We start from the raw sequence: 21,372 nt of genomic DNA on the forward strand, positions 1-21,372 counted from the left end.
GCAACGAAGCGATCGCAAGGAAGCGCGCGCCCGCGGGTGCCCCGGACTTTCCCCCCGTGCCTGCCGTGACAGGCACGGGGCCGGCGGACGAAGCAGGCGCGCGCCCACCCTGCCCCAGGCAAGACCCAGTTTTCCGATAAGGCCCCCACATGCAGGACGCACCGCTCAAACCCTTCCGCTTCGCCGACGCCGCCCGCATGGTGCGCACCGGCGTGCCGGTGGCGATGGTGACCATCGTCGAGGTCAAGGGCTCGGCCCCGCGCGAGCCCGGCATCCGCATGCTGGTCAGCCCGGACGACCTGGTCGGGACCATCGGCGGCGGCCACCTGGAATGGCGCGGCATGGATATCGCGCGCGAGATGCTGGTGCGGCACGAGCAGCGCCGCATCGAGCGCATCCCGCTGGGCCCGGCGCTGGGCCAGTGCTGCGGCGGCGTGGTGCAACTGGCGTTCGAGGTGCTGGGCGAGGCCGACCTGGCATGGCTCGATGCGGTCGAACGCAATTTCGCCGCGCACCGCGCGCTGCAGCGCCACGTGCCGGCCAGCGGCGCGGTGACCTTTGCCGACAGCCGCGCCGTCCTCCCCGCCGTCGACCTGCGGCCGGACGGCAGCTGGACCGACACGGTGGTGCCCGACGCCATGCACGTGGTGCTGTTCGGCGCCGGCCATGTCGGCCACGCGCTGGTCAAGGTGCTGGCGACGCTGCCGTGCCGCGTGCACTGGGTGGACGAGCGCGACACGCTGTTCCCCGGCGGCCTGCCCGACAACGTCGAGGCCGAGGCCAGCGACACACCCGAGGCCGTGGTGACGCAGGCGCCGGCGGGCAGCTATTTCCTGGTGATGACGCACAGCCACGCGCTCGACCAGACCCTGTGCGAAGAAATCCTGAAGCGCACCGATTTCGCCTACTTCGGCCTGATCGGTTCCAAGACCAAGCGCGCCCGCTTTGAACACCGCATGGCCGAGCATGGCATCGACCCGGCCAGGTTTGCGGAAATGACATGCCCCATGGGGGTTCCCGGGATTACCGACAAAGCTCCGGCTATGATTGCGGTTGCTATCGTCGCCCAGCTGCTCCAGGTTCGCGAACAGCGCCTAGCCGCGCTGCGTGCGGGCCTGGCGGAGGCGGTGCATCCCTGAGAACCCGTGCCGCCGGCCCTGGCTGGCGGGCATAGAGAACACGAGGCCCCCATGACCATCGATGCCGCACTGGCGGACAAAATCCGCCGTACCCCCAAGGCCGAACTGCATGTGCATATCGAAGGCACGCTCGAGCCGGAACTGATCTTCCGGCTGGCCCAGCGCAACCAGGTGGCGCTGCCCTACCCCAGCGTGGAGGCGCTGCGCGCCGCCTACGCCTTTACCGACCTGCAGTCGTTCCTCGACATCTACTACGCCGGCGCCAGCGTCCTGCTGACCGAGGAAGATTTCTTCGACATGACCATGGACTACGTCAAGCGCGCCGTCGCCGACAACGTCCGCCACGCCGAGATCTTCTTCGACCCCCAAACCCATACCGCGCGCGGGGTGCCGATCGGCGTGGTGATCGACGGCATTGCCGACGCCCTGGCCCAGGCGCGTACGGAATATGACTTCTCCAGCAGCCTGATCCTGTGCTTCCTGCGCCACCTGTCGGAGGAAGACGCCTTTGCCACGCTGGAAGCCGCGCTGCCCTACCGGGACCGCTTCGTCGGCGTGGGGCTGGATTCCTCCGAGAAAGGCAACCCACCGGAAAAGTTCGAACGCGTGTTCGCCCGAGCGAAAGAGCTGGGCCTGCACCGGGTCGCGCACGCCGGCGAGGAAGGCCCGGCGCAATACGTCTCCGATGCGCTCGACATCCTCAAGGTCGAGCGCATCGACCACGGCGTGCATGCCATCGACGATGCCGCGCTGATCCAGCGCCTGGCGCGCGAGCGCGTCGCGCTGACGGTATGCCCGCTGTCCAACGTCAAACTCAAGGTCTACCCCGACCTGAGCGACCATCCGCTCAAGCGCATGCTGGATGCGGGCGTGGCCATCACGCTCCATTCGGACGATCCGGCCTACTTTGGCGGCTACATGAACGCCAACTGGGAAGCCACCTTCGACGCGCTGCCGCTGGATGCCGCCGACGCGCACAAGCTGGCGCGCAACAGCTTTGAAGCGGCCTTCCTGCCCGAGGTGCAGAAGGCCGAGTTCCTGGCCGAAGTCGACCACTTCTGGTCGGCCACGCCCAAGTCCCCGCCCGCGACGGCCCCTGCGGCCTGACCGGCGCATGCCAATAGACCGGCCCGCCGCGTGACGTAACGTCGGCACGCGCGGGCCGGCCACAAGAGACAAACGATGACGACCACCCCCACGACCGAGTCCACCACCCGTGCCATCCGCGGCCGCGTGCTGCATTTCCTGCGCGACCCGCAGTTCCATGAGGATGCGTACCAGTATTGGGACGACGGGGTGCTGATCGTCACCGACGGCCGCATTGCCGCCGCCGGCGAGTATGCAAAGCTGGCAGACCGCATCCCGGCCGGCGCCGAGATCGTCGACCACCGTGGCAAGCTGATCGTGCCGGGCTTTATCGACACCCACGTGCACTACCCGCAGACCGACATGATCGCGTCGCCGTCGCCGGGCCTGCTGCACTGGCTCGACACCTACACCTTCCCCGAAGAGCGCCGCTTCGCCGATCCCGACTACGCCCGCGGCGTGGCCGGTTTCTTCACCGAAGAACTGCTGCGCAACGGCACCACCAGCGCGGTGGTCTGGAGCACGGTGCACAAGGCCTCGGCCGACGCGCTCTTCACCGAGAGCGAGGCGCGCAACCTGCGCCTGGTCACCGGCAAGGTGATGATGGACCGCAACTGCCCCGAATTCCTGCGCGATACGGCCGAGACTGGCGCGCAGGATTCGGCCGACCTGCTGTCGCGCTGGCATAACAAGGGCCGCCTGTCGTACGCGATCACGCCGCGCTTCGCGCCGACCTCGACCGAAGCACAGCTGGCCACCTGCGGCGAACTGGCGCGCGCCTACCCCGACGCCTTTATCCAGACCCACGTGGCCGAGAACCGCGACGAGGTCAAATGGGTAGCCGAGCTGTTCCCGGACGCGCGCAGCTACCTGGACGTCTACGACCGCTACGGCCTGCTGCGCCCCGGCGCGATGTACGGCCACGCCATCTACCTGGACCAGGACGACCGCCGCCGGCTGGCCGACAGCGGCGCCGCGGTGGCGCACTGCCCCACCTCCAACCTGTTCCTGGGCAGCGGTTTCTATGACTTCCACCAGTCCGACGCCAACCGCCTGAACGTGACGCTGGCCACCGACGTCGGCGGCGGCACCTCGTTCTCGATGTTCCGCACCATGAACGCCGCGCACAAGGTCGCGCGCATGGGCGGCTACTACCTGACCGCGCTGCGCATGTTCTACCTGGCCACGCGCGCCGCCGCCGAGGCGCTGGGCTGGACCGGCCGCGTCGGCAGCTTCAGCGAGGGCTGCGAGGCCGACTTCGTCGTGCTCGATCCCAAGGCCACGCCGCTGATCGCCCGCCGCAGCAACCGCTCGGAGACGCTGGAAGAAGAACTGTTCGCCTTTGCCATGCTGGGCGACGACCGCGTGATCGACAGCGTCTACATCATGGGCGAGCCGGTGCGCGCCGCCGCCTGATCCGTCACATCCGGCACTCCTGTCCGGTACCCAATTCCGGCACCACGGCGCCCGCCCTTCGCGGCGGGCGCGCTTTTACCGCTTAGCGCGTCCTTCCGGATTGACGCCCGTCAAGATCCCCACCGGCAAAGCCTTCTAACCTTGCGGTTTCGCCATGGCCGGCATGCGCCGGCCTCATTGGCAGCATTGGCTGCGTTGGCCAACGCCATCCGACCGCAAAACCAGAAGGTTCCGCATGACCGCAATCCCATCCACGCCCTCAGCGCATCCCGAGCATGCCCCGCATGCCCGGCAGTCCGCCAAGCCCGGCCGGCTGCCGCTGCCGGAGCCGATCGCCCCGGACGCGCCATTCCCGTCGCGCAAGGTCATCCGCGGCTGGCTGATCCCGCTGGGCGAGCGCAGCACGCCGCGCGCGCTGGCGCTGTTCGCCTTCGACTACCTGCTGTTCGCCGCCGTGCTGGCCGGCGTGGTGCTGGCCTCGCACTGGGCCGCCAAGCTGGGGCTGGGCGTGCTGGCCGGGCTGGTGATCGCGCGCCTGTTCATCATCGGCCACGATGCCTGCCACCAGAGCCTGACGCCGCGCCGCGGCCTGAACAAATGGCTGGGCCGGCTGACTTTCCTGCCGTCGCTGACGCCGTACAGCCTGTGGGAAGTCGGCCATAACGTGGTCCACCACGGCTATACCAACCTGAAAGGCTTCGACTTCGTCTGGGCGCCCTACTCGCTGGAAGAATTCAACGCGCTGCCGCGCTGGCGGCGCGCGCTGGAGCGCATCTACCGCACCGGCTTCGGCCCGGGCCTGTACTACCTGGTCGAGATCTGGTGGAGCAAGCTGTTCTTCCCCAGCAAGCGCCAGATGGCCACCCGCCGCCCGGTCTTCGTGCGCGATTGCCTGCTGGTGGCGGCCTTCGGCGTGGCCTGGATCGGCGCGCTGGTGGCACTGGCCTTTGCCACGGGCCAGTCGGCCTGGATGCTGGTCGGCGCCGGTTTCGTGCTGCCTTTCCTGGTGTGGAACGTGACCGTGGGCTTCGTGCTGTACGTGCACCACACCCATGCCAGCGTGGCCTGGTACGACACCAAGGCCATGTGGGCCAAAGCGCAGCCGTTTGTCTCGACCACAGTGCACCTGCGCTTCCGCCATGGTATCGGCTCCGCGCTGCATCACATCATGGAGCACACCGCGCACCACGTCGACATGAGCGTGCCGCTGTATCGCCTCAAGCGCGCGCAGGCGCTGCTGGAGCACGCGCTGCCGGGCCGCATCATCATCGAGAACTTCTCCTGGCGCTGGTATTTCGACACGGCGCGCCGCTGCAAGCTGTATGACTTCAAGGCGCTGTGCTGGACCGATTTCCGCGGCCGCCAGACCAGCGAGAACGCGCCGGTGCCGGCCTGATCGCCATACCGACCGCGGCGGCGGTGGACGGTCCACCGCCGCCGCGGTTATAATTGCCGCTTCCATTGGGGAGTAGCCGCCCTGCTCTCACCGCGCCGCGCAATGCGGATTCCGGGGGACAGGGGCGTACGTCAACAGACTTGACCGCTTGCGGTTATGGCGTGCGCAGCTCCGGACCCCGCCTGGCCAGACTGGCCCAGGCAGCGTCCACGCCTGGCGAGACCGATGACCATACCTTTCTGGCCGGGCCGGGAAAGGTGTGCGTCATTGGCATCTCGCGATGCATTGCGGCCCGGTTATCCCACATAACAACATGGAAGCCTTCCTCGTCTCCACAGGCATCGTCGCCCTTGCTGAAATGGGCGACAAGACGCAACTGCTGTCGCTGGTCCTGGCCGCGCGCTATCGCAAGCCCCTCCCCATCATCCTTGGCATCCTGATTGCCACGCTCGTCAACCACGGCTTTGCCGGCGCGCTTGGCGGATGGATCACGCATGTGGTCGGAGAAAACCTGCTGCGCTGGATCCTGGGCCTGGGCTTTATCGCGATGGGCGCATGGATGCTGATTCCCGACAAGCTCGACGATGCCGAGCAGGCCAAGCCGGTGAAGGGCGCGCTTGGCATCCTGGCTACCACCATCGTTGCGTTCTTCTTCGCCGAGATGGGTGACAAGACGCAGATCGCCACCGTTGCCCTGGCGGCGCGCTTCAGCGATGCGGTGGTGGCCGTGGTCGCCGGCACGACCTTCGGCATGATGATCGCCAATGCGCCTGCTGTTCTGCTGGGGGACAAGTTTGCCAACAAGATGCCGATTGGGCTGGTGCATAAGATTGCGGCCGCGATCTTCGTGGTGCTGGGCGTGCTGGCGCTGATGAATATTGGAGGTTGATTTCGGGGGTGGGTCGCTGTTGGTGACAGCAACGCATCAACAGCCGATAGCATGTCGCCAACTGCACCAGCAGTGCACACACCCAACCCCATGATCACATCGCGGCGAAAGCAAAAAAAACGGGACACAAAGGCCCCGTTCAAACCCTCGCCGGTCCGGTACTAACGACTGCCGACAACTCAGCCCTCCAGACCGTCGATCACCGATGCTCGGATTTCGCGGGCCGGCTCGGCAAGAGCCAGCCCCAATGCTTTTCAACTCAAACCACGATCAATTCGTAGTCTTCGCCCCGCCTTCGAACCACTGCCCCAGCAGCGCACGTTCGTCGTCGGTAATCTGCGTCACGTTGCCCAGCGGCATCGCCTTCTGCTGCACGGCCTGCTGGTAGATCAGCTGGGCGTGGGCCTTGATGTCTTCTGGCGTCTCCAGCTTGATCCCCTTGGCCGCCGTCGGCATCATCTTCGGCTGCTCGGCGTGGCATTGCACGCAGCGTGCGTTCATCACTTCCTGCACCTTGGCAAAGCTGACGGTCGCTGCGGCTGCCTCGCCACCCTTGGCCACGGCGGGGCGCGGCTGCGGCGCGATCATCACGGCCACAACGCCCAGCGCGGCAACGCCGGCAGCAGGCCACAGCACGTTGATCTTGCCCTTGTGCTTCAAGATGAAGAACTGGCGGATCAGCACGCCCGACAGCATGATCAGGATCAGCACCACCCAGTTGTACTTGTGGGCGTAGGTCATGCTGTAGTGGTTTGACAGCATCGCGAACAGCACCGGCAGCGTGAAGTAGGTGTTGTGCACGCTGCGCTGCTTGCCACGCTTGCCGTGGATCGGGTCCACCGGCTGGCCGGCCTTCAGTGCTGCCACCACCTTGCGCTGGCCCGGGATGATCCATGCCAGCACGTTCGCGCTCATGATCGTCGCGATCATCGCGCCGGTCAGCAGGAACGCCGCGCGGCCCGAGAAGACGTGGCATGCGACGTAAGCGGCCGCCGCGATGTAGATCGCCACCAGGATGCCGACCAGTCGGTCATTCTTGTTGAACAGGCGGCAGATGCTGTCATAGACGATCCAGCCGATCAGCAGGTACGACACCGCGAAGCCGACCGCCGCGCCAGGCGACATGTCGAACACATTCTTGTCGATCAGGAACGTGCTGGCGTTGAACAGGTACAGCACCACCAGCAGCGCGAAGCCGCTCATCCAGGTCGAGTACGACTCCCAGTAGAACCAGTGCAGGTTCTCCGGCAGCTGCTTGGGCGCGGTCAGGTACTTCTGCGGGTTGTAGAAGCCGCCGCCGTGCACGGCCCACAGTTCGCCGTCGACGCCTTTTTCCTTCAGGTCGGGCGCGGTGGGCTTGGTCAGGCTGTTGTCCAGCCACACGAAATAGAACGAAGAGCCGATCCATGCAATGGCGGTGATGACGTGCACCCACCGCAGCAGCATATTGGCCCAGTCGAGGATATAGCCTTCCATGTCTTGTCTCCTGTTTCCCTATGCCACCGCGTCAGCTGCCGCGGTAGGTCGAGTACGACCAGGGCGAAACCAGGAGCGGCACGTGGTAGTGCGCGTTGACGTCGGCAATGCCGAAGCGCAGGGGCACCACGTCCAGGAAAGCCGGCTCGGGCAGCTTCGTGCCCTGTGCGCGGAAATAGTCGCCCGCGGCGAATTCCAGTTCGTACACGCCGGCGGCAAGGTCGGCGCCTTCCAGCAGCGGCTGGTCGCAGCGGCCGTCGTGGTTGGTGACCACGGTCTTCAGGGTTTCGCGGCGATTGTCGACAATTTTATGGAGAGTAATCGACATCCCTTGTCCGGGCGTGCCGGCAGCGGTGTCAAGAACATGGGTGGTCAAGCGTCCCATCGTATTTGTCCTTTTGCGATTGGGTTGTGAGGGGCGCCGCTGCCTTCACTAGCACCATTTGTGGGATGGTGCCCGCTCGGTACGTCTGGTAACGCATCCCGGCGCTGGGTTGGTGCGTGGCGACAATGCGCCTGCCCGACCCGGTTGACAACTCCGGGATTACCCTGAGTTGTCGAAAACCTGAGTTGGTTTTGTTGACAATATTGCCGTCCCAACCAAATAATTGTCAACAATTTTCGGATCACCGGACCCTGATACAGGGCATTACGGGGGTCCGGACCGACCTGATTGCATGACCGCTGGTGCCAAGATGTCCAAGAGCCTGAAGCTGATTGCCGGTGTCACCGGCGTTTCCGATGCCGACCCAGCCGGGTCCCTGCCCACCAGGCCGGACAAGCCCGCGCGCAAGGGCTCGGTCGAAGAGCGCATGTACCACGAGATCTACGACGCGATCATGGAGCACCGGCTGCCGCCGCGCACCAAGCTCACCGAGCATTCGCTTTGCGAGATCTATGCCACCGCGCGCCACACCGTGCGCAAGGTGCTGTCGCACCTGGCCGCCGACGGCATGGTCGACCTCGAGCCCAACCGCGGCGCCTTTATCGCCAGCCCCTCCACCGACGAAGCGCACGACATGTTCGAGCTGCGCCAGATGCTGGAGCGCGCGGTGCTGGAAAAGCTCGCCGGCATGCCCGACGTGAAGGCCGTGATCGCGCCGCTGCGCAAGATGGTCGCCAGCGAGCGCCAGGCCTTCCTGACGCACGACCGCCCCAAATGGATCCGCCTGTCCGCCGAATTCCACACGGCGCTGGCGGAGCTGTCGGGCAACGCCCTGCTGGTCAATATGATGCGCCGGCTGGTGTCGCGCACCACGCTGATGATCGCCAGCGTGGAAGCCCCGGGCAACAACGCCTGCTCGTTCGACGAACACGAGGAAATCCTCGATGCACTGGAACAGGGCGATGCCGCGCTGGCCCAGTCGCGCATGGCGCACCACCTCGGCGCCTGCGCCGACCGCGTGCAGCCGGACGAGCCGGGCAGCTTCGATCTTCGCAGCGTGCTAGGCCGCTCCACCTAGCACGGTGTTCCCGCCACGCCCCCGCAAGAAGCAGGCCGAACGCCCGCCGTCCGCACCGCGCCCAGGCAGTGCAAACGAGAGCGCAGCAGCGGCAGGCCGACAACAACGATAGCAAGGCCGGCAACACGCATTGCCGGCACAGAACTGGCACGGGCGTGGCGTTCCCATCAAACCAAAGGAGAGGAGACGCACCAATGAATTCCGCAAGCACCACGGTCCCGACGGACCTCACCAACGAGCGTTTGCCTTCAGGGCGCCTGCTCGCGCTTGGTTTGCAGCACGTTCTGGTGATGTACGCCGGCACGGTTGCCGTACCGCTGATCGTCGGCGGCGCGCTCAAGCTGCCCAAGGACCAGCTGGCCTTCCTGATCAACGCGGACCTCTTCGCCGCGGGCCTGGCCACGCTGATCCAGGCCATCGGCTTCTGGAAATTCGGCATCCGCCTGCCGGTGATGATGGGCGTGACCTTTGCCTCGGTGGCGCCGATGATCGCCATCGGCACCGATCCCAACGTCGGCCTGCTCGGCATCTACGGCGCGGTGATCGCCTCCGGGATCTTCGGCATCCTGATTTCGCCGATGATGGGGCGCATGCTCGGATTATTCCCGCCGGTGGTGACCGGCACGGTGATCACGCTGATCGGCGTGTCGCTGATGCGCGTCGGCATCAACTGGGCGGCCGGCGGCCAGCCCACCACGCGCGCGGTGATCGACGGCGTGGCCAAGGAAGTGCCCAACCTCGCCTACGGCGACCTGACCAACCTCGGCATCGCCGGGCTGACGCTGGTGACCATCCTGCTGCTGACCAAGTACGGCCGCGGCCTGGTCGCCAACTGCGCGGTGCTGCTGGGCATCATCATCGGCACGCTGGTGGCAATGGGCATGGGCAAGGTGTCGTTCGAAGGCCTGGATGAAGCCAGCTTTGTCGCCGTCATCACGCCGCTGCATTTCGGCATCCCGACCTTCGAGGTGACCGCGATCCTGTCGATGTGCATTGTCATGCTGATCACGCTGGTGGAATCGACCGGCATGTTCCTGGCGCTGTCGGACATCACCGGCAAGAAGCTGAGCAACGACGACCTGACCCGCGGCCTGCGCGCCGATGGCCTGGGCACCGTGATCGGCGGCATCTTCAACACCTTCCCGTACACCTCGTTCTCGCAGAACGTGGGCCTGGTCACCGTGACCGGCGTGCGCTCGCGCTACGTGGCGGCTGCCGGCGGCATCATCCTGATCGCCTTCGGCCTGTTTCCCAAGATGGCCCACGTGGTGGCCTCGGTGCCGCAGTTCGTGCTGGGCGGCGCCGGCATCGTGATGTTCGGCATGGTCGCCGCCACCGGCATCCGCATCCTGGGCTCGTGCGATTTCAACCGCAACCGCCACAACCTGTTCATCGTCGCCATCTCGATCGGCTTCGGCATGATCCCGACGCTGGCACCGACGTTCTTCCAGTACCTGCCCAAGTGGACCGGCCCCTTCACCCATAGCGGCATCGTGCTCGGCACGATCGTGGCCGTGGCGCTGAACCTGTTCTACAACGGCATCCAGTCGCGCGAGGAAGCGATGCGCAACGCCGCCGCCAATTCGCACGGCACCGAGTAGCTGTTATCTCGAAGTACGCCGCCGGGCCAGTGACTGGCACGCTCATTGCACAATCGACGGCGCTTGCGGGCGCCGCGGCCCGGACGGTTCCCCCTGAAGCAAGCAACGACCATGACAACAGAGAACTATCCACGCGATCTCATCGGTTACGGCGCCCGGCCGCCGCACGCCCGCTGGCCGGGCGGCGCGCGCATCGCCGTGCAGTTCGTGCTCAACTACGAAGAAGGCGGCGAGAACTGCGTGCTGCACGGCGACGCCGCCTCCGAGCAGTTCCTCTCCGAGATCGTCGGCGCCGCGGCCTACCCCGACCGCCACATGAGCATGGAGGGCATCTATGAATACGGCTCGCGCGCGGGCGTCTGGCGCATCCTGCGCGAGTTCGAGAAGCGGGGCCTGCCGCTGACCATCTTCGGCGTGTCGATGGCGCTGCAGCGCCATGCCGAACTGACGCGCGCCTTCGTCGAGCTGGGCCACGAGATCGCCTGCCACGGCTGGCGCTGGATCCACTACCAGAACATCGACGAGGCCACCGAGCGCGAGCACATGCGCATCGGCATGCAGATCATCAAGGAGCTGACCGGCGAGCTGCCGCTGGGCTGGTACACCGGCCGCGACAGCCCCAACACGCGCCGGCTTGTAGTCGAGCACGGCGGCTTGCTGTACGACTCCGACTACTACGGCGACGACCTGCCCTTCTGGACCGAGGTGGAAGTCACCGGCGGCGAGAGGAAGCCGCACCTGGTGGTGCCGTACACGCTGGACTCGAACGACATGCGCTTTGCCACGCCGCAAGGTTTCAACACCGGCGAGCAGTTCTTCCAGTACCTGAAGGATTCGTTCGACGTCCTCTACGAGGAAGGCGATCCCGCAGGACAGGACAGCCCCAAGATGCTGTCGATCGGCATGCACTGCCGGCTGCTCGGCCGCCCCGGCCGCTTCCGCGCGCTGCAGCGCTTCCTCGACTATGTGCAGGGCCATGACAAGGTGTGGATCTGCCGCCGTGTCGACATCGCCCGCCACTGGGCCGAGACCCACCCCTACACGCCCGCCAAGTAACCCGGATCCAGCATGAGCCACACCTACACCCTCGCCCAACTCAACACCATGCCTGTCGCGGAATTCGTGCAGGTGCTGGGCGGCATCTATGAACATTCGCCGTGGTTCGCCGAGGCCGCCGCCGCGCAACGCCCCTTTGCCGATGCCGCCGCGCTGGCGCAGGCGCTGCGCAGCGCCGTGGATGAAGCCGGCGAGGCCGCGCAGCTGAAGCTGGTGCGCGCCCACCCCGAGCTTGCCGGCAAGGCCGCGGTGCGCGGCGAGCTGACTGCCGAGTCCACGCGCGAGCAAAGCGGCGCCGGCCTGAACCTGTGCACGCCGGAAGAGTTCGATCGCCTGCAGGCGCTCAACGCCGCATACAACCAGAAGTTCGGCTTTCCGTTCATCCTCGCCGTGCGTGGCTACGACCGCCACGGGATCATCGCGGAGTTCGCGCGCCGCGTAGAAAACTCGCCGAAAGACGAGTTGCAAACTTGCATCAACCAGATCCATCGCATTGCGCAGTTCCGTCTTGACGACTTAGTATCCGCCTGAGAAAAAAAGCGTCACCTGTATAACAAAAAACGCTGTACCCGATGCCGCCGGTCCCCAAGCAACACCACACCACACCGAGCCAAAGCCAGGCGGCACGAATAAAAGCACAAAGACATTAAAAGAACCCGACAGGGACCCAGTACACAACGTTCCAAGCAGGATCCAGAAACCACGGAGGTCTAAACATGCAGAAGCAGTACAAGCCGGCAATGAAGCTGGCAGCGGTAGCGGCTACCCTTCTTTCCGGCACGGCCATGGCCCAGTCCAGCGTGACGCTGTACGGCCAGGCCGACATGTTCGTCGGTGCGGTCAAGAGCCCGGGTGTGGGCGAGCGCGCATGGGTCGCCAATTCGGGCGGGATGCAGACGTCTTACTGGGGTATCAAGGGCACCGAGGACCTGGGTGGCGGCACCAAGGCCATCTTCGACCTGAACGGCTTCTTCCGTACCGACAGCGGCAACAGCGGGCGCTTCAACGGCGACTCGATGTTCAGCCGCAACGCCTTTGTCGGCCTGCAGAACGACAAGGCCGGCACCATCAAGCTGGGCCGCAACACCACGCCGTACTTCGTGTCGACCATCCTGTTCAACCCGCTGATCGACTCGTACGTGTTCTCGCCGACGATCTTCCACACCTACTTCGGCGCGACCAGCGGCGCGGTGGTGGATCCGGGCGTCATCGGCGACTCGGGCTGGAACAACTCAGTGCTGTACTCAACGCCGAATTTCGGCGGCCTGACCGCCAACTTCATCTATGCCTTCGGCGAGCAAGCCGGCGCCGCCGGCAAGAACAAGTGGGGCGGCAACCTGATGTACTTCAGCGGCCCGTTCGCGGCCACCGTTGCCTACCAGCAGGTGCGCTTCGACAACGTGCCGACCGACCTGTCCAATGCCGGCCTGTCGCGCCAGGACGCCGCCCAGATCGGCCTGTCCTACGACTTCAACGTGGTCAAGCTCTTCGCGCAGGGCCAGTACATCAAGACCCGCGCCACCACCGCGCCGTCGGGCGACACCAAGCACATCGACGGCCAGTTTGGTGCCTCCGTACCCATCGGCGCCGGCAGCCTGCTGGCCTCCTACGCATACGGCAAGGTCGACAACTCGCTGGGCGACTTCAAGCGCAACACCTTCGCGGTCGCCTACGACTACAACCTGTCGAAGCGTACCGACGTGTACGCCGCCTATTACTACGACAAGATCACCGGCATCGAGCACGGCGATACCTTCGGCGTGGGCGTGCGACACAAGTTCTGATGGCGTAATCGCCGCACCGGCAGTCCTGATGCCCGCCCTTCCGGCGGGCTTTTTATTGCACCTGCACCAATCACTTCCGGCAGGAAAGCCTCACGGAATGCTGCGCTGCGCCATTAGATGCCAAGCCTGTACTCGGATCGGAAACCTTCGCTCCATAGGGGGATTCAATTGGAAGCGCCCTCTTGCGCTACCTAGATTGGTGTTCCAGGCCTCAAAACTCGATCCTAGAGAGGTGACTCATGCGGCGAAATGCGAAGACGCGATCCGAACTGATGGCCATCCTGAACCAGTGCCTCGACAACAACCCCGAGTGCGGCGAATGCGAGCTGCACGCGGTGCGAATGCACCAGCCTGACCATACCGGATGCAACTGGAGCGCCGAGGTCGATTTTCGACAGGAATACGTCGAAAACCTCGACAGCCAGCTGGCCGCGGCCAAGTCCATCATCGTGGTCATGCGCGAGCATTACAACGTGCTGCAGTAGCCACCGCACCGAATGCCTGCCGCACGTGTCGTGCGGCAAGGCAGCATAAACAAAAAGCCGGGTCAGATGGCCCGGCTTTTTCATCCTGGCGCAACGCCAGCAGCTACCTTCTCAGCGCATCAGCGGATAGCATTGCACTCCGCCACCGCCACCGCCGTCATGTTGACGATGCGGCGCGTGGTCGCCTGCGGGTTCAGGATGTGCACCGGCTTGGCCGCGCCCAGCAGGATCGGGCCCACGGTCACGCCCTGCCCGCCCGTGATCTTGAGCAGGTTGAACGCGATATTGGCGGCGTCCAGCGTCGGCATCACCAGCAGGTTGGCGCTGCCGGCCAGCTGGGTCGACGGCAGGAAGTGGCGGCGCACGTCTTCGTCCAGGGCGGCATCGCCTTGCATCTCGCCTTCCACTTCCAGGTGCGGTGCCGCCTTGGCCAGGATCGCGGCAGCCTCGCGCATCTTGCGCGCCGACGGGCGGGTCGAAGAACCGAACATCGAGTGCGACATCAGCGCGGCCTTGGGATGCAGCCCGAAGCGCCTGATCTCCTCGGCGGCCAGCTGCGCGATCGCGGCCAGTTCCTCGGCGGTGGGATCGTCATTGACGAAGGTGTCGGTGATGAACAGCGTATGCTTTTCAAGCATCAGCGCGTTCATCGCGGCGAACACCCTGGCACCCGGCGCCAGGCCGATCACGTCGCGCACATGCTCCAGGTGCGCCTCGAAGCGGCCGACGGTGCCGCACAGCAGCGCGTCGGCGTCGCCCATGTGCATCAGCATGGTGCCGATCAGCGTGTTGGAGCGGCGCAGCGCCACCTTGGCCATGTCCGGCGTGACGCCGTCGCGGCCGCGCAGCGCGTGGTAGGCCTCGTGGTAGGCGCGGTAGCGCGGGTCTTCTTCCGGGTTGACCAGATCGAAGTCCACGCCCGGCTTCAGGCGCAGGCCGGCCTTCTCGATGCGCATCTGGATCACGTGCGGACGGCCGATCAGGGTCGGGCGTGCCAGCCCTTCGTCGACCACGCCCTGCACCGCGCGCAGCACGCGCTCCTCCTCGCCCTCGGCATAGGCGACGCGCTTGGGCGCGGCCTTGGCGGCCGAGAACACCGGCTTCATGATCAGGCCGGTGTGGTAGACGTAGGTCGACAGCTGCTGGCGATAGGCTTCCAGATCCTGGATCGGACGCGTGGCCACGCCGGACTCTTCAGCGGCCTTGGCCACCGCCGGCGCGATCTTCTCGATCAGGCGCTGGTCGAACGGCGTCGGGATGATGTAGTCGGGGCCGAACTTCAGCTCGCGGCCACCGTAGGCGGCGGCCACGGCCTCGTTCAGCTCGGCTTCGGCCAGATCGGCGATCGCCTTCACGCAGGCCAGCTTCATCGCTTCCGTGATCTTGGTCGCGCCGCAATCGAGCGCGCCGCGGAAGATATACGGGAAGCACAGCACGTTGTTGACCTGGTTCGGATAGTCCGAACGGCCGGTCGCGATGATGCAGTCCGGGCGCGCGGCCTTGGCCACTTCCGGGCGGATTTCCGGCTCGGGGTTGGCCAGCGCCAGGATGATGGGCTTGTCGGCCATGGTCTTGACCATGTCGCCGGTCAGCACGCCGGCGGTCGAGCAGCCCAGGAAGACGTCCGCGCCCTTGACGATGTCAGCCAGCGTGCGCGCCGAGGTGTCCTGCGCGTAGCGGGCCTTGTTGGCTTCCATGTTGGCGTCGCGGCCAACGTAGATCACGCCCTTGGAGTCCACCACGGAGATGTTCTCGCGCTTCACGCCAAGGCTGACCATGGTGTCCAGGCAGGCGATCGCCGCGGCGCCGGCGCCCGACACCGCCATCTTCACGGTGCCGACGTCCTTGCCCACCACCTTCAGGCCATTGAGCAGCGCCGCCGTCGAAATGATGGCCGTGCCGTGCTGGTCATCATGGAAGACGGGGATGTTCATGCGCTCGCGCAGCTTCTGCTCGATATAGAAGCATTCCGGCGCCTTGATGTCTTCCAGGTTCACGCCGCCAAGCGTGGGTTCCAGCGCGGCGACGATCTCGACGATCTTGTCCGGGTCGCGTGCATCCAGCTCGATGTCGAACACGTCGATGCCGGCGAACTTCTTGAACAGGCAGCCCTTGCCCTCCATCACCGGCTTGCCCGCCAGCGGGCCGATGTCGCCCAGGCCCAGCACGGCGGTGCCGTTGGTCACCACGGCCACCAGGTTGGCACGCGAGGTGTATTCGGCGGCGGTAGCGGGATCCTTGGCGATTTCCTCGCAGGCGTACGCGACGCCCGGCGAGTAGGCCAGCGACAGGTCGCGCTGGTTGGACAGCGCCTTGGTCGCCGTTACCTGGATCTTTCCCTTGGTGGGACTGCGGTGGTATTCCAGTGCAGCGAGGCGCAGTTGCGCTTCAGGACTGTTCGGGGCATGTTGCGGTGCATCACCGCTGTTCTGGCTGCTCATTGGCTCGTCCGGAAAATGGCCCGGCCGGAAGCGCCCTTCTCCCGCCATGATTCGTATCGGCCGCAATCGGGAGAAGGACCGGAAGCGAAAAAACATCTGGCAGCGAAACTGACGATCCCGACCACGAAGGCTCGGAAAAATCGAGCAGTCATTCTAGCCCACGGCTTCGTGCAAAGTGCCACCAAAGCCAGTCCGGAAGCCGTTTTTTGGTCGGAATGTTCCAGTTAAACAGCTTTTACCAATGGGTATGCAATGAACGTGCAGAAGCATGCCTCTGCACGCAATTGCACGCAGCTCGGTTTTTGCGCTATTTCTGCGGCTTTTCGACTTCCAGCGTGACCCGCCGCGGCCGCCCGCTGTCCCCCGGAAAGTCCGCGAAGGCGCTGCGGATCAGGTATGGCATCGTCGCCGGCAGGCTGCCGTTCTCGGTCTGGTTCTGCGCCGTGACCTGGTAGACCCGCTTGCCGCTGGCAGCGTCCCTGAAATAGACGCGCAGGTTAGAGAACAGCACCGGCACGTCGCGCACCACCGTCTGCGGCGGCCAGTAGCCCGGTCCCCACGGGCCCCACGGCCCCCATGGACCCCACGGGCGGTAATAGCCGGGCCCCCAGTACGGCCCCCAATAGGGCCCCCAATAGGGCCCCCACGGGCCATACCAGGGATCGGGATAGACCGTCTCGGCCACGCGCACGATGCCGGGCGCGGCGTCGTAATCCATGCTGATGCGGTAGCGCGCCTGCTTCTCCGGCACCTGTTCGTAGCCGGCGTCGTACAGCGCCTCGGCCAGCCATTGCTCGTAGGTCTGGCGGTCCAGTTGGCCCGCCTGCTCCGGCGTGCGCTCGAAGCTGTAGGTGCGCGGCGCATCGTTCTGCCAGCCGGGCTGCCGGAAAGCGGTGACATCGGTCACCACGGTACTGGCGCAGCCCGACAGCAGCAGCGCCAGTAGCGCCAGCGCCCAGAGGCCCGGGATTCCCATGGACCAGGCATTTTTTCTTTTTTCATCGCCGACACCGCCTGAGCGCCGCCACATAGCTACCTCGCTTTCCACTCTCAAAATCGTCCTGCGTGTCGCTGAGACCACGCGGCGCCGGCGGAATTCCCGCTTGCCCGGGCGCGGCTGCTGACAATGAACCCCCACCCCCTTGGCTACAATGAGGACTTCGGCGCCATGCTTCGCCCGCACGCGCATGGCACCCTCCCCAACGGTCTTCCGAAGACAGGATCCCTCCATGCTGCGCACCGACACGCCCGTTACCGTCTATCGCAAGGACTATACCGCGCCCCCGTTCGCCATCGACCATGCCGACCTGGTGCTCGATCTCGATCCCCAGCGCACCGTCGTCACCAGCACGCTGCGTTTCGCGCGCCAGCCCGGCGGGGCCGCCGACGCGCCGCTGGTGCTGTGCGGCGACGAACTCGAACTGGTCGGCGTCAGCCTGGACGGCAAGCCGGTGGCCAACGCCACCCAGGACGCCGGCACGCTGACCATCCCGGGGCTGCCCGCGCAAGGCTCGCTCGAGATCACGACCGCGTGCCAGCCCGCGGCCAATACCACGCTGTCGGGCCTGTACGTGTCCAACGGCAACTTCTTCACCCAGTGCGAGGCCGAGGGCTTCCGCCGCATCACCTACTTCCTCGACCGCCCGGACGTGATGGCGACCTTCCGCGTCACGCTGCGCGCCCGTCGCGACGCCTACCCGGTGCTGCTGTCCAACGGCAACCTGGTCAGCAAGCAGGACCTGCCCGACGGCCGCCACGAAGCCGTGTGGGAAGACCCGTTCCGCAAGCCGTCGTACCTGTTCGCGCTGGTGGCCGGCAAGCTGGAATGCATCGAGGAGCGGATCCAGTCCGCCTCCGGCAAGGACAAGCTGCTGCAGGTCTGGGTCGAGGCGCGCGACCTGGACAAGACCCGCCACGCGATGGACTCGCTGGTGCATTCGATCCGCTGGGATGAACAGCGCTTCGGGCTGGAACTCGATCTCGACCGCTTCATGATCGTCGCCGTCGGCGACTTCAACATGGGCGCGATGGAGAACAAGGGCCTGAACATCTTCAACACCAAGTACGTGCTGGCCAATGCGGAAACCGCCACCGACACGGACTTCGCCAATATCGAGGCGGTGGTCGGCCACGAATACTTCCACAACTGGACCGGCAACCGCGTGACCTGCCGCGACTGGTTCCAGCTGTCGCTGAAGGAAGGCCTGACCGTGTTCCGCGACCAGGAATTCTCCGCCGACATGATGGGCTCGGAATCGGGCCGCGCGGTCAAGCGCATCGAGGACGTGCGCGTGCTGCGCCAGGTGCAGTTCCCCGAGGACGCCGGTCCGATGGCACACCCGGTTCGCCCCGACAGCTACGAAGAGATCAACAACTTCTACACCGTCACGGTGTACGAGAAAGGCGCCGAGGTTGTGCGCATGTACCAGACCTTGCTGGGCCGCGACGGCTTCCGCAAGGGCATGGACCTGTACTTCCAGCGCCACGACGGCCAGGCCGTCACCTGCGACGACTTCCGTGCGGCGATGGCCGATGCCAATGGCCGTGACCTGGCGCAGTTCGGCCTGTGGTACAGCCAGGCCGGCACGCCGGTGGTGACCGCGCGCACCGCGTGGAACGCCGACGACGGCAGCCTGGCGCTGACGCTGACGCAGCGCTGCCCCAAGGTCGGCATCGAGACCCGCGCCGGCACGCCCGAGAAGCAGCCCTTCCACATCCCGTTCGCGCTCGGCCTGCTCGGCGCCGACGGCAAGGACCTGCCGCTGCAGCTCGAGGGCGAAGGCGCGCCCGGCGCGACCACGCGCGTGCTCGACTTCACGCAGGCCGAGCAGACCTTCCGCTTCATCAACCTCCCGCGCGGGACCGAAGCGCCGCTGCCCTCGCTGCTGCGCAATTTCTCCGCACCGGTGATCGTCGATGCCGAGTACACCGACGCGCAGCTGACCTTCCTGCTGGCGCACGACAGCGACGCCTTCAACCGCTGGGAAGCCGGCCAGCGCCTGGCCACGCGCGCGCTGCTGCAGCTGGTCGCCGACGTGCAGGCCGGCCGCGAGCTCAGGCTCGACCCGGCGCTGGTGCAGGCCATGCGCGCGGTGCTGACCGACGACACGCTCAACCCCGCCTTCCGCGAGCAGGCGCTGGTGCTGCCCGCCGAGGCCTACCTGGCCGAGCGCATGGGCGTGGCCGATCCGGCCGCCATCCACCGCGCCCGCCAGTTCATGCGCGAAGGCCTGGCCCGCGCGCTCAAGGCCGACTGGCTGGCCGCCTACGAGGCCAACGCCACGCCCGGCCCCTACTCGCCGGATGCTGCCTCCGCCGCCAGGCGCGCGCTGCGCAACCTGGCGCTCGGCTATTTGGCCGACAGCGGCGACGCCGACATGCACGCGCTGGCCGACCAGCAGTACCAGGCCGCCGACAACATGACCGACCGCTTCGCCGCGCTGTCGGCGCTGGTCAACAGCTTCGCGCCCGGGCGCGAGCATGCCCTCACCGATTTCTACGAGCGCTTCGAGGACGACCCGCTGGTGATCGACAAATGGTTCTCGCTGCAGGGCATGCAGCGCGGCAGCGTGGGGAAACAGCCGGGCGGTCCGCACGCCGGCAAGCGCACCATCGACACCGTGCTCAGGCTGATGGAGCATCCGGCGTTCAACCTGCGCAACCCCAACCGCGCGCGCTCGCTGATTTTCAGCTTCTGCTCCGGCAACCCGGCGCAGTTCCATGCCGAGGACGGCTCGGGCTACCGCTTCTGGGCCGACCAGGTACTGGCGCTCGACGCCATCAACCCGCAGGTGGCCGCACGGCTGGCGCGGGTGATGGACCGCTGGCAGAAATACGAGCTGACGCTGCGCGACCGCATGCGCGCCGAACTGGAGCGCGTCGCCGCCAGCACCACGCTGTCGCGCGACGTCCGGGAGATCGTCGGCAAGGCGCTGGCCGCCTGAACCACGGAGTATGTCAGGGAGGCCCCGCAACGCCCCCTTTGCCCGGCCAGGGCCGGCCGGGCATGTAGAATTGCGGCCATCCAAGGAGAACCAACCATGACTCGCATCAGCCTCACCCGCTACCTGGTCGAGGAGCAGCGCAAGCACAACACGATCCAGCCCGAACTGCGGCTGCTGATCGAAGTGGTCGCGCGCGCCTGCAAGGCCATTTCCAACGCCGTCAACAAGGGCGCGCTCGCCGGCGTGCTCGGCTCGGCCGGCACCGGCAACGTGCAGGGCGAAACCCAGCAGAAGCTGGACGTGATCGCCAATGAAGTGCTGCTCGACGCCAACGAGTGGGGCGGCCACCTCGCCGCGATGGCGTCGGAGGAAATGGAATCGTTCTACGAGATTCCCAACCGCTATCCGAAGGGCGAATACCTGCTGCTGTTCGATCCGCTCGACGGCTCGTCCAACATCGACGTCAACGTGTCGATCGGCACCATCTTCTCGGTGCTGCACATGCCCAAGCCCGGCCAGACCGTGACCGAGGCCGACTTCCTGCAGCCGGGCACCCACCAGGTCGCCGCCGGCTACGCCGTGTACGGTCCGCAGACCACGCTGGTGCTGACCGTCGGCAACGGCGTGCACGTGTTCACGCTGGACCGCGAGGCCGGCAGCTTCGTGCTGACGCAGTCCAACCTGATGATTCCGGAAGACACCAAGGAATTCGCCATCAACATGTCGAACATGCGCCACTGGGCCCCGCCAGTGCGCAAGTACATCGACGAATGCCTGGCCGGCGACGAAGGCCCGCGCGGCAAGAATTTCAACATGCGCTGGATCGCCTCGATGGTCGCCGACGTGCACCGCATCCTGACCCGCGGTGGCGTGTTCATGTATCCGTGGGACAAGCGCGAGCCGGAAAAGGCCGGCAAGCTGCGCCTGATGTATGAAGCCAACCCGATGGCGATGCTGGTCGAGCAGGCTGGCGGTGCCGCCACCAACGGCCAGATCCGCCTCATGGACGTGCAGCCGGAAAAGCTGCACCAGCGCGTGTCGGTGATCCTGGGCTCGAAGAACGAAGTGGAACGCGTCACCCGCTACCATCACGAAGCCGAAGGCAAGGCCTGAGCCTCGCCACCCGGCAACAAGACGGGGCGCCAGCTGGCGCCCCGTTTTTCATCCGCCTCCCGCAAGCGGAGCAGGCGCCGCCT

The 21,372-nt window shown here is 66.0% G+C and carries 17 protein-coding genes and 1 riboswitch; of the genes, 13 read left to right on the forward strand and 4 right to left on the reverse strand.

The genetic code is table 11. The features are described 5' to 3' along the window. The first annotated feature begins 149 nt into the window (after positions 1–149). The 5 genes from xdhC to ACAD63_RS17080 all read left to right on the forward strand — a co-directional run bounded on the left by xdhC (position 150) and on the right by ACAD63_RS17080 (position 5,926). A complete protein-coding gene (gene xdhC, locus ACAD63_RS17060) occupies positions 150–1,139 on the forward strand; it encodes a xanthine dehydrogenase accessory protein XdhC (RefSeq protein WP_135704866.1) in 990 nt (329 codons plus the stop codon). A 51-nt stretch (positions 1,140–1,190) separates the two neighbouring features. Then, positions 1,191–2,246, forward strand: a complete 1,056-nt coding sequence (locus ACAD63_RS17065) for an adenosine deaminase (RefSeq protein WP_135704865.1) — start codon at positions 1,191–1,193, stop codon at positions 2,244–2,246. Positions 2,247–2,321: 75 nt separating this feature from the next. Continuing rightward, complete coding sequence (guaD, locus tag ACAD63_RS17070) at positions 2,322–3,641, forward strand: guanine deaminase (protein WP_434033029.1); 1,320 nt, start codon at positions 2,322–2,324, stop codon at positions 3,639–3,641. Between the two features lie 235 nt (positions 3,642–3,876). Beyond that, entirely contained in the window at positions 3,877–5,037 is a 1,161-nt protein-coding gene (locus tag ACAD63_RS17075; protein WP_232353231.1) for a fatty acid desaturase, read from the forward strand. Between the two features lie 55 nt (positions 5,038–5,092). Beyond that, positions 5,093–5,217, forward strand: a riboswitch (yybP-ykoY riboswitch). Positions 5,218–5,350: 133 nt separating this feature from the next. Then, positions 5,351–5,926, forward strand: a complete 576-nt coding sequence (locus ACAD63_RS17080) for a TMEM165/GDT1 family protein (RefSeq protein WP_133094130.1) — start codon at positions 5,351–5,353, stop codon at positions 5,924–5,926. Positions 5,927–6,196: 270 nt separating this feature from the next. On the opposite strand, the gene ACAD63_RS17085 is transcribed toward ACAD63_RS17080, so the two are convergent. Together ACAD63_RS17085 and uraH are read right to left on the reverse strand one after the other, a co-directional pair. Then, entirely contained in the window at positions 6,197–7,402 is a 1,206-nt protein-coding gene (locus ACAD63_RS17085; RefSeq protein ID WP_135704863.1) for a urate hydroxylase PuuD, read from the reverse strand. A 31-nt stretch (positions 7,403–7,433) separates the two neighbouring features. Beyond that, a complete protein-coding gene (gene uraH / locus ACAD63_RS17090) occupies positions 7,434–7,787 on the reverse strand; it encodes a hydroxyisourate hydrolase (RefSeq protein ID WP_029044808.1) in 354 nt (117 codons plus the stop codon). 310 nt (positions 7,788–8,097) lie between these two features. Here uraH and ACAD63_RS17095 point away from each other — a divergent pair, with 310 nt between their 5' ends. From ACAD63_RS17095 to ACAD63_RS17120, 6 genes are all read left to right on the forward strand, one after another. Further along, a complete protein-coding gene (locus ACAD63_RS17095; RefSeq protein WP_133094127.1) occupies positions 8,098–8,865 on the forward strand; it encodes a GntR family transcriptional regulator in 768 nt (255 codons plus the stop codon). 194 nt (positions 8,866–9,059) lie between these two features. Further along, on the forward strand, positions 9,060–10,466 hold the full coding sequence (locus ACAD63_RS17100; RefSeq protein WP_133094126.1) for a nucleobase:cation symporter-2 family protein: 1,407 nt from the start codon (positions 9,060–9,062) through the stop codon (positions 10,464–10,466). Between the two features lie 111 nt (positions 10,467–10,577). Then, positions 10,578–11,522, forward strand: a complete 945-nt coding sequence (gene puuE / locus ACAD63_RS17105; RefSeq protein ID WP_133094125.1) for an allantoinase PuuE — start codon at positions 10,578–10,580, stop codon at positions 11,520–11,522. A gap of 12 nt (positions 11,523–11,534) precedes the next feature. Continuing rightward, a complete protein-coding gene (uraD, locus tag ACAD63_RS17110; protein ID WP_135704861.1) occupies positions 11,535–12,053 on the forward strand; it encodes a 2-oxo-4-hydroxy-4-carboxy-5-ureidoimidazoline decarboxylase in 519 nt (172 codons plus the stop codon). A 185-nt stretch (positions 12,054–12,238) separates the two neighbouring features. Continuing rightward, the gene (locus ACAD63_RS17115) at positions 12,239–13,306 is read left to right on the forward strand and encodes a porin (protein WP_133094123.1); all 1,068 of its coding nucleotides are present in this window, start codon (positions 12,239–12,241) and stop codon (positions 13,304–13,306) included. Positions 13,307–13,545: 239 nt separating this feature from the next. Next, positions 13,546–13,791: a hypothetical protein gene (locus ACAD63_RS17120; protein WP_135704860.1), complete on the forward strand. Its 246-nt coding sequence runs from the start codon at positions 13,546–13,548 to the stop codon at positions 13,789–13,791. Positions 13,792–13,910: 119 nt separating this feature from the next. Here the strand turns inward: ACAD63_RS17120 and ACAD63_RS17125 are convergent, their stop codons facing one another. Together ACAD63_RS17125 and ACAD63_RS17130 are read right to left on the reverse strand one after the other, a co-directional pair. After that, entirely contained in the window at positions 13,911–16,232 is a 2,322-nt protein-coding gene (locus ACAD63_RS17125; RefSeq protein ID WP_133094121.1) for an NADP-dependent malic enzyme, read from the reverse strand. A 307-nt stretch (positions 16,233–16,539) separates the two neighbouring features. Next, positions 16,540–17,208 carry a DUF4136 domain-containing protein gene (locus ACAD63_RS17130; RefSeq protein WP_243736834.1) on the reverse strand — a complete coding sequence of 223 codons (669 nt, stop codon included), beginning with the start codon at positions 17,206–17,208 and terminating at the stop codon, positions 16,540–16,542. A 253-nt stretch (positions 17,209–17,461) separates the two neighbouring features. Between ACAD63_RS17130 and pepN the strand changes: the two genes are divergently transcribed. Continuing rightward, on the forward strand, positions 17,462–20,176 hold the full coding sequence (pepN, locus tag ACAD63_RS17135) for an aminopeptidase N (RefSeq protein WP_135704859.1): 2,715 nt from the start codon (positions 17,462–17,464) through the stop codon (positions 20,174–20,176). Positions 20,177–20,272: 96 nt separating this feature from the next. Beyond that, positions 20,273–21,289: a class 1 fructose-bisphosphatase gene (locus ACAD63_RS17140; protein WP_133094119.1), complete on the forward strand. Its 1,017-nt coding sequence runs from the start codon at positions 20,273–20,275 to the stop codon at positions 21,287–21,289. Positions 21,290–21,372: the final 83 nt, after the last annotated feature.

It is taken from the genome of Cupriavidus sp. a3, assembly GCF_051015765.1.
In the GTDB taxonomy this organism is placed as follows: Bacteria; Pseudomonadota; Gammaproteobacteria; order Burkholderiales; family Burkholderiaceae; genus Cupriavidus; species Cupriavidus oxalaticus_A.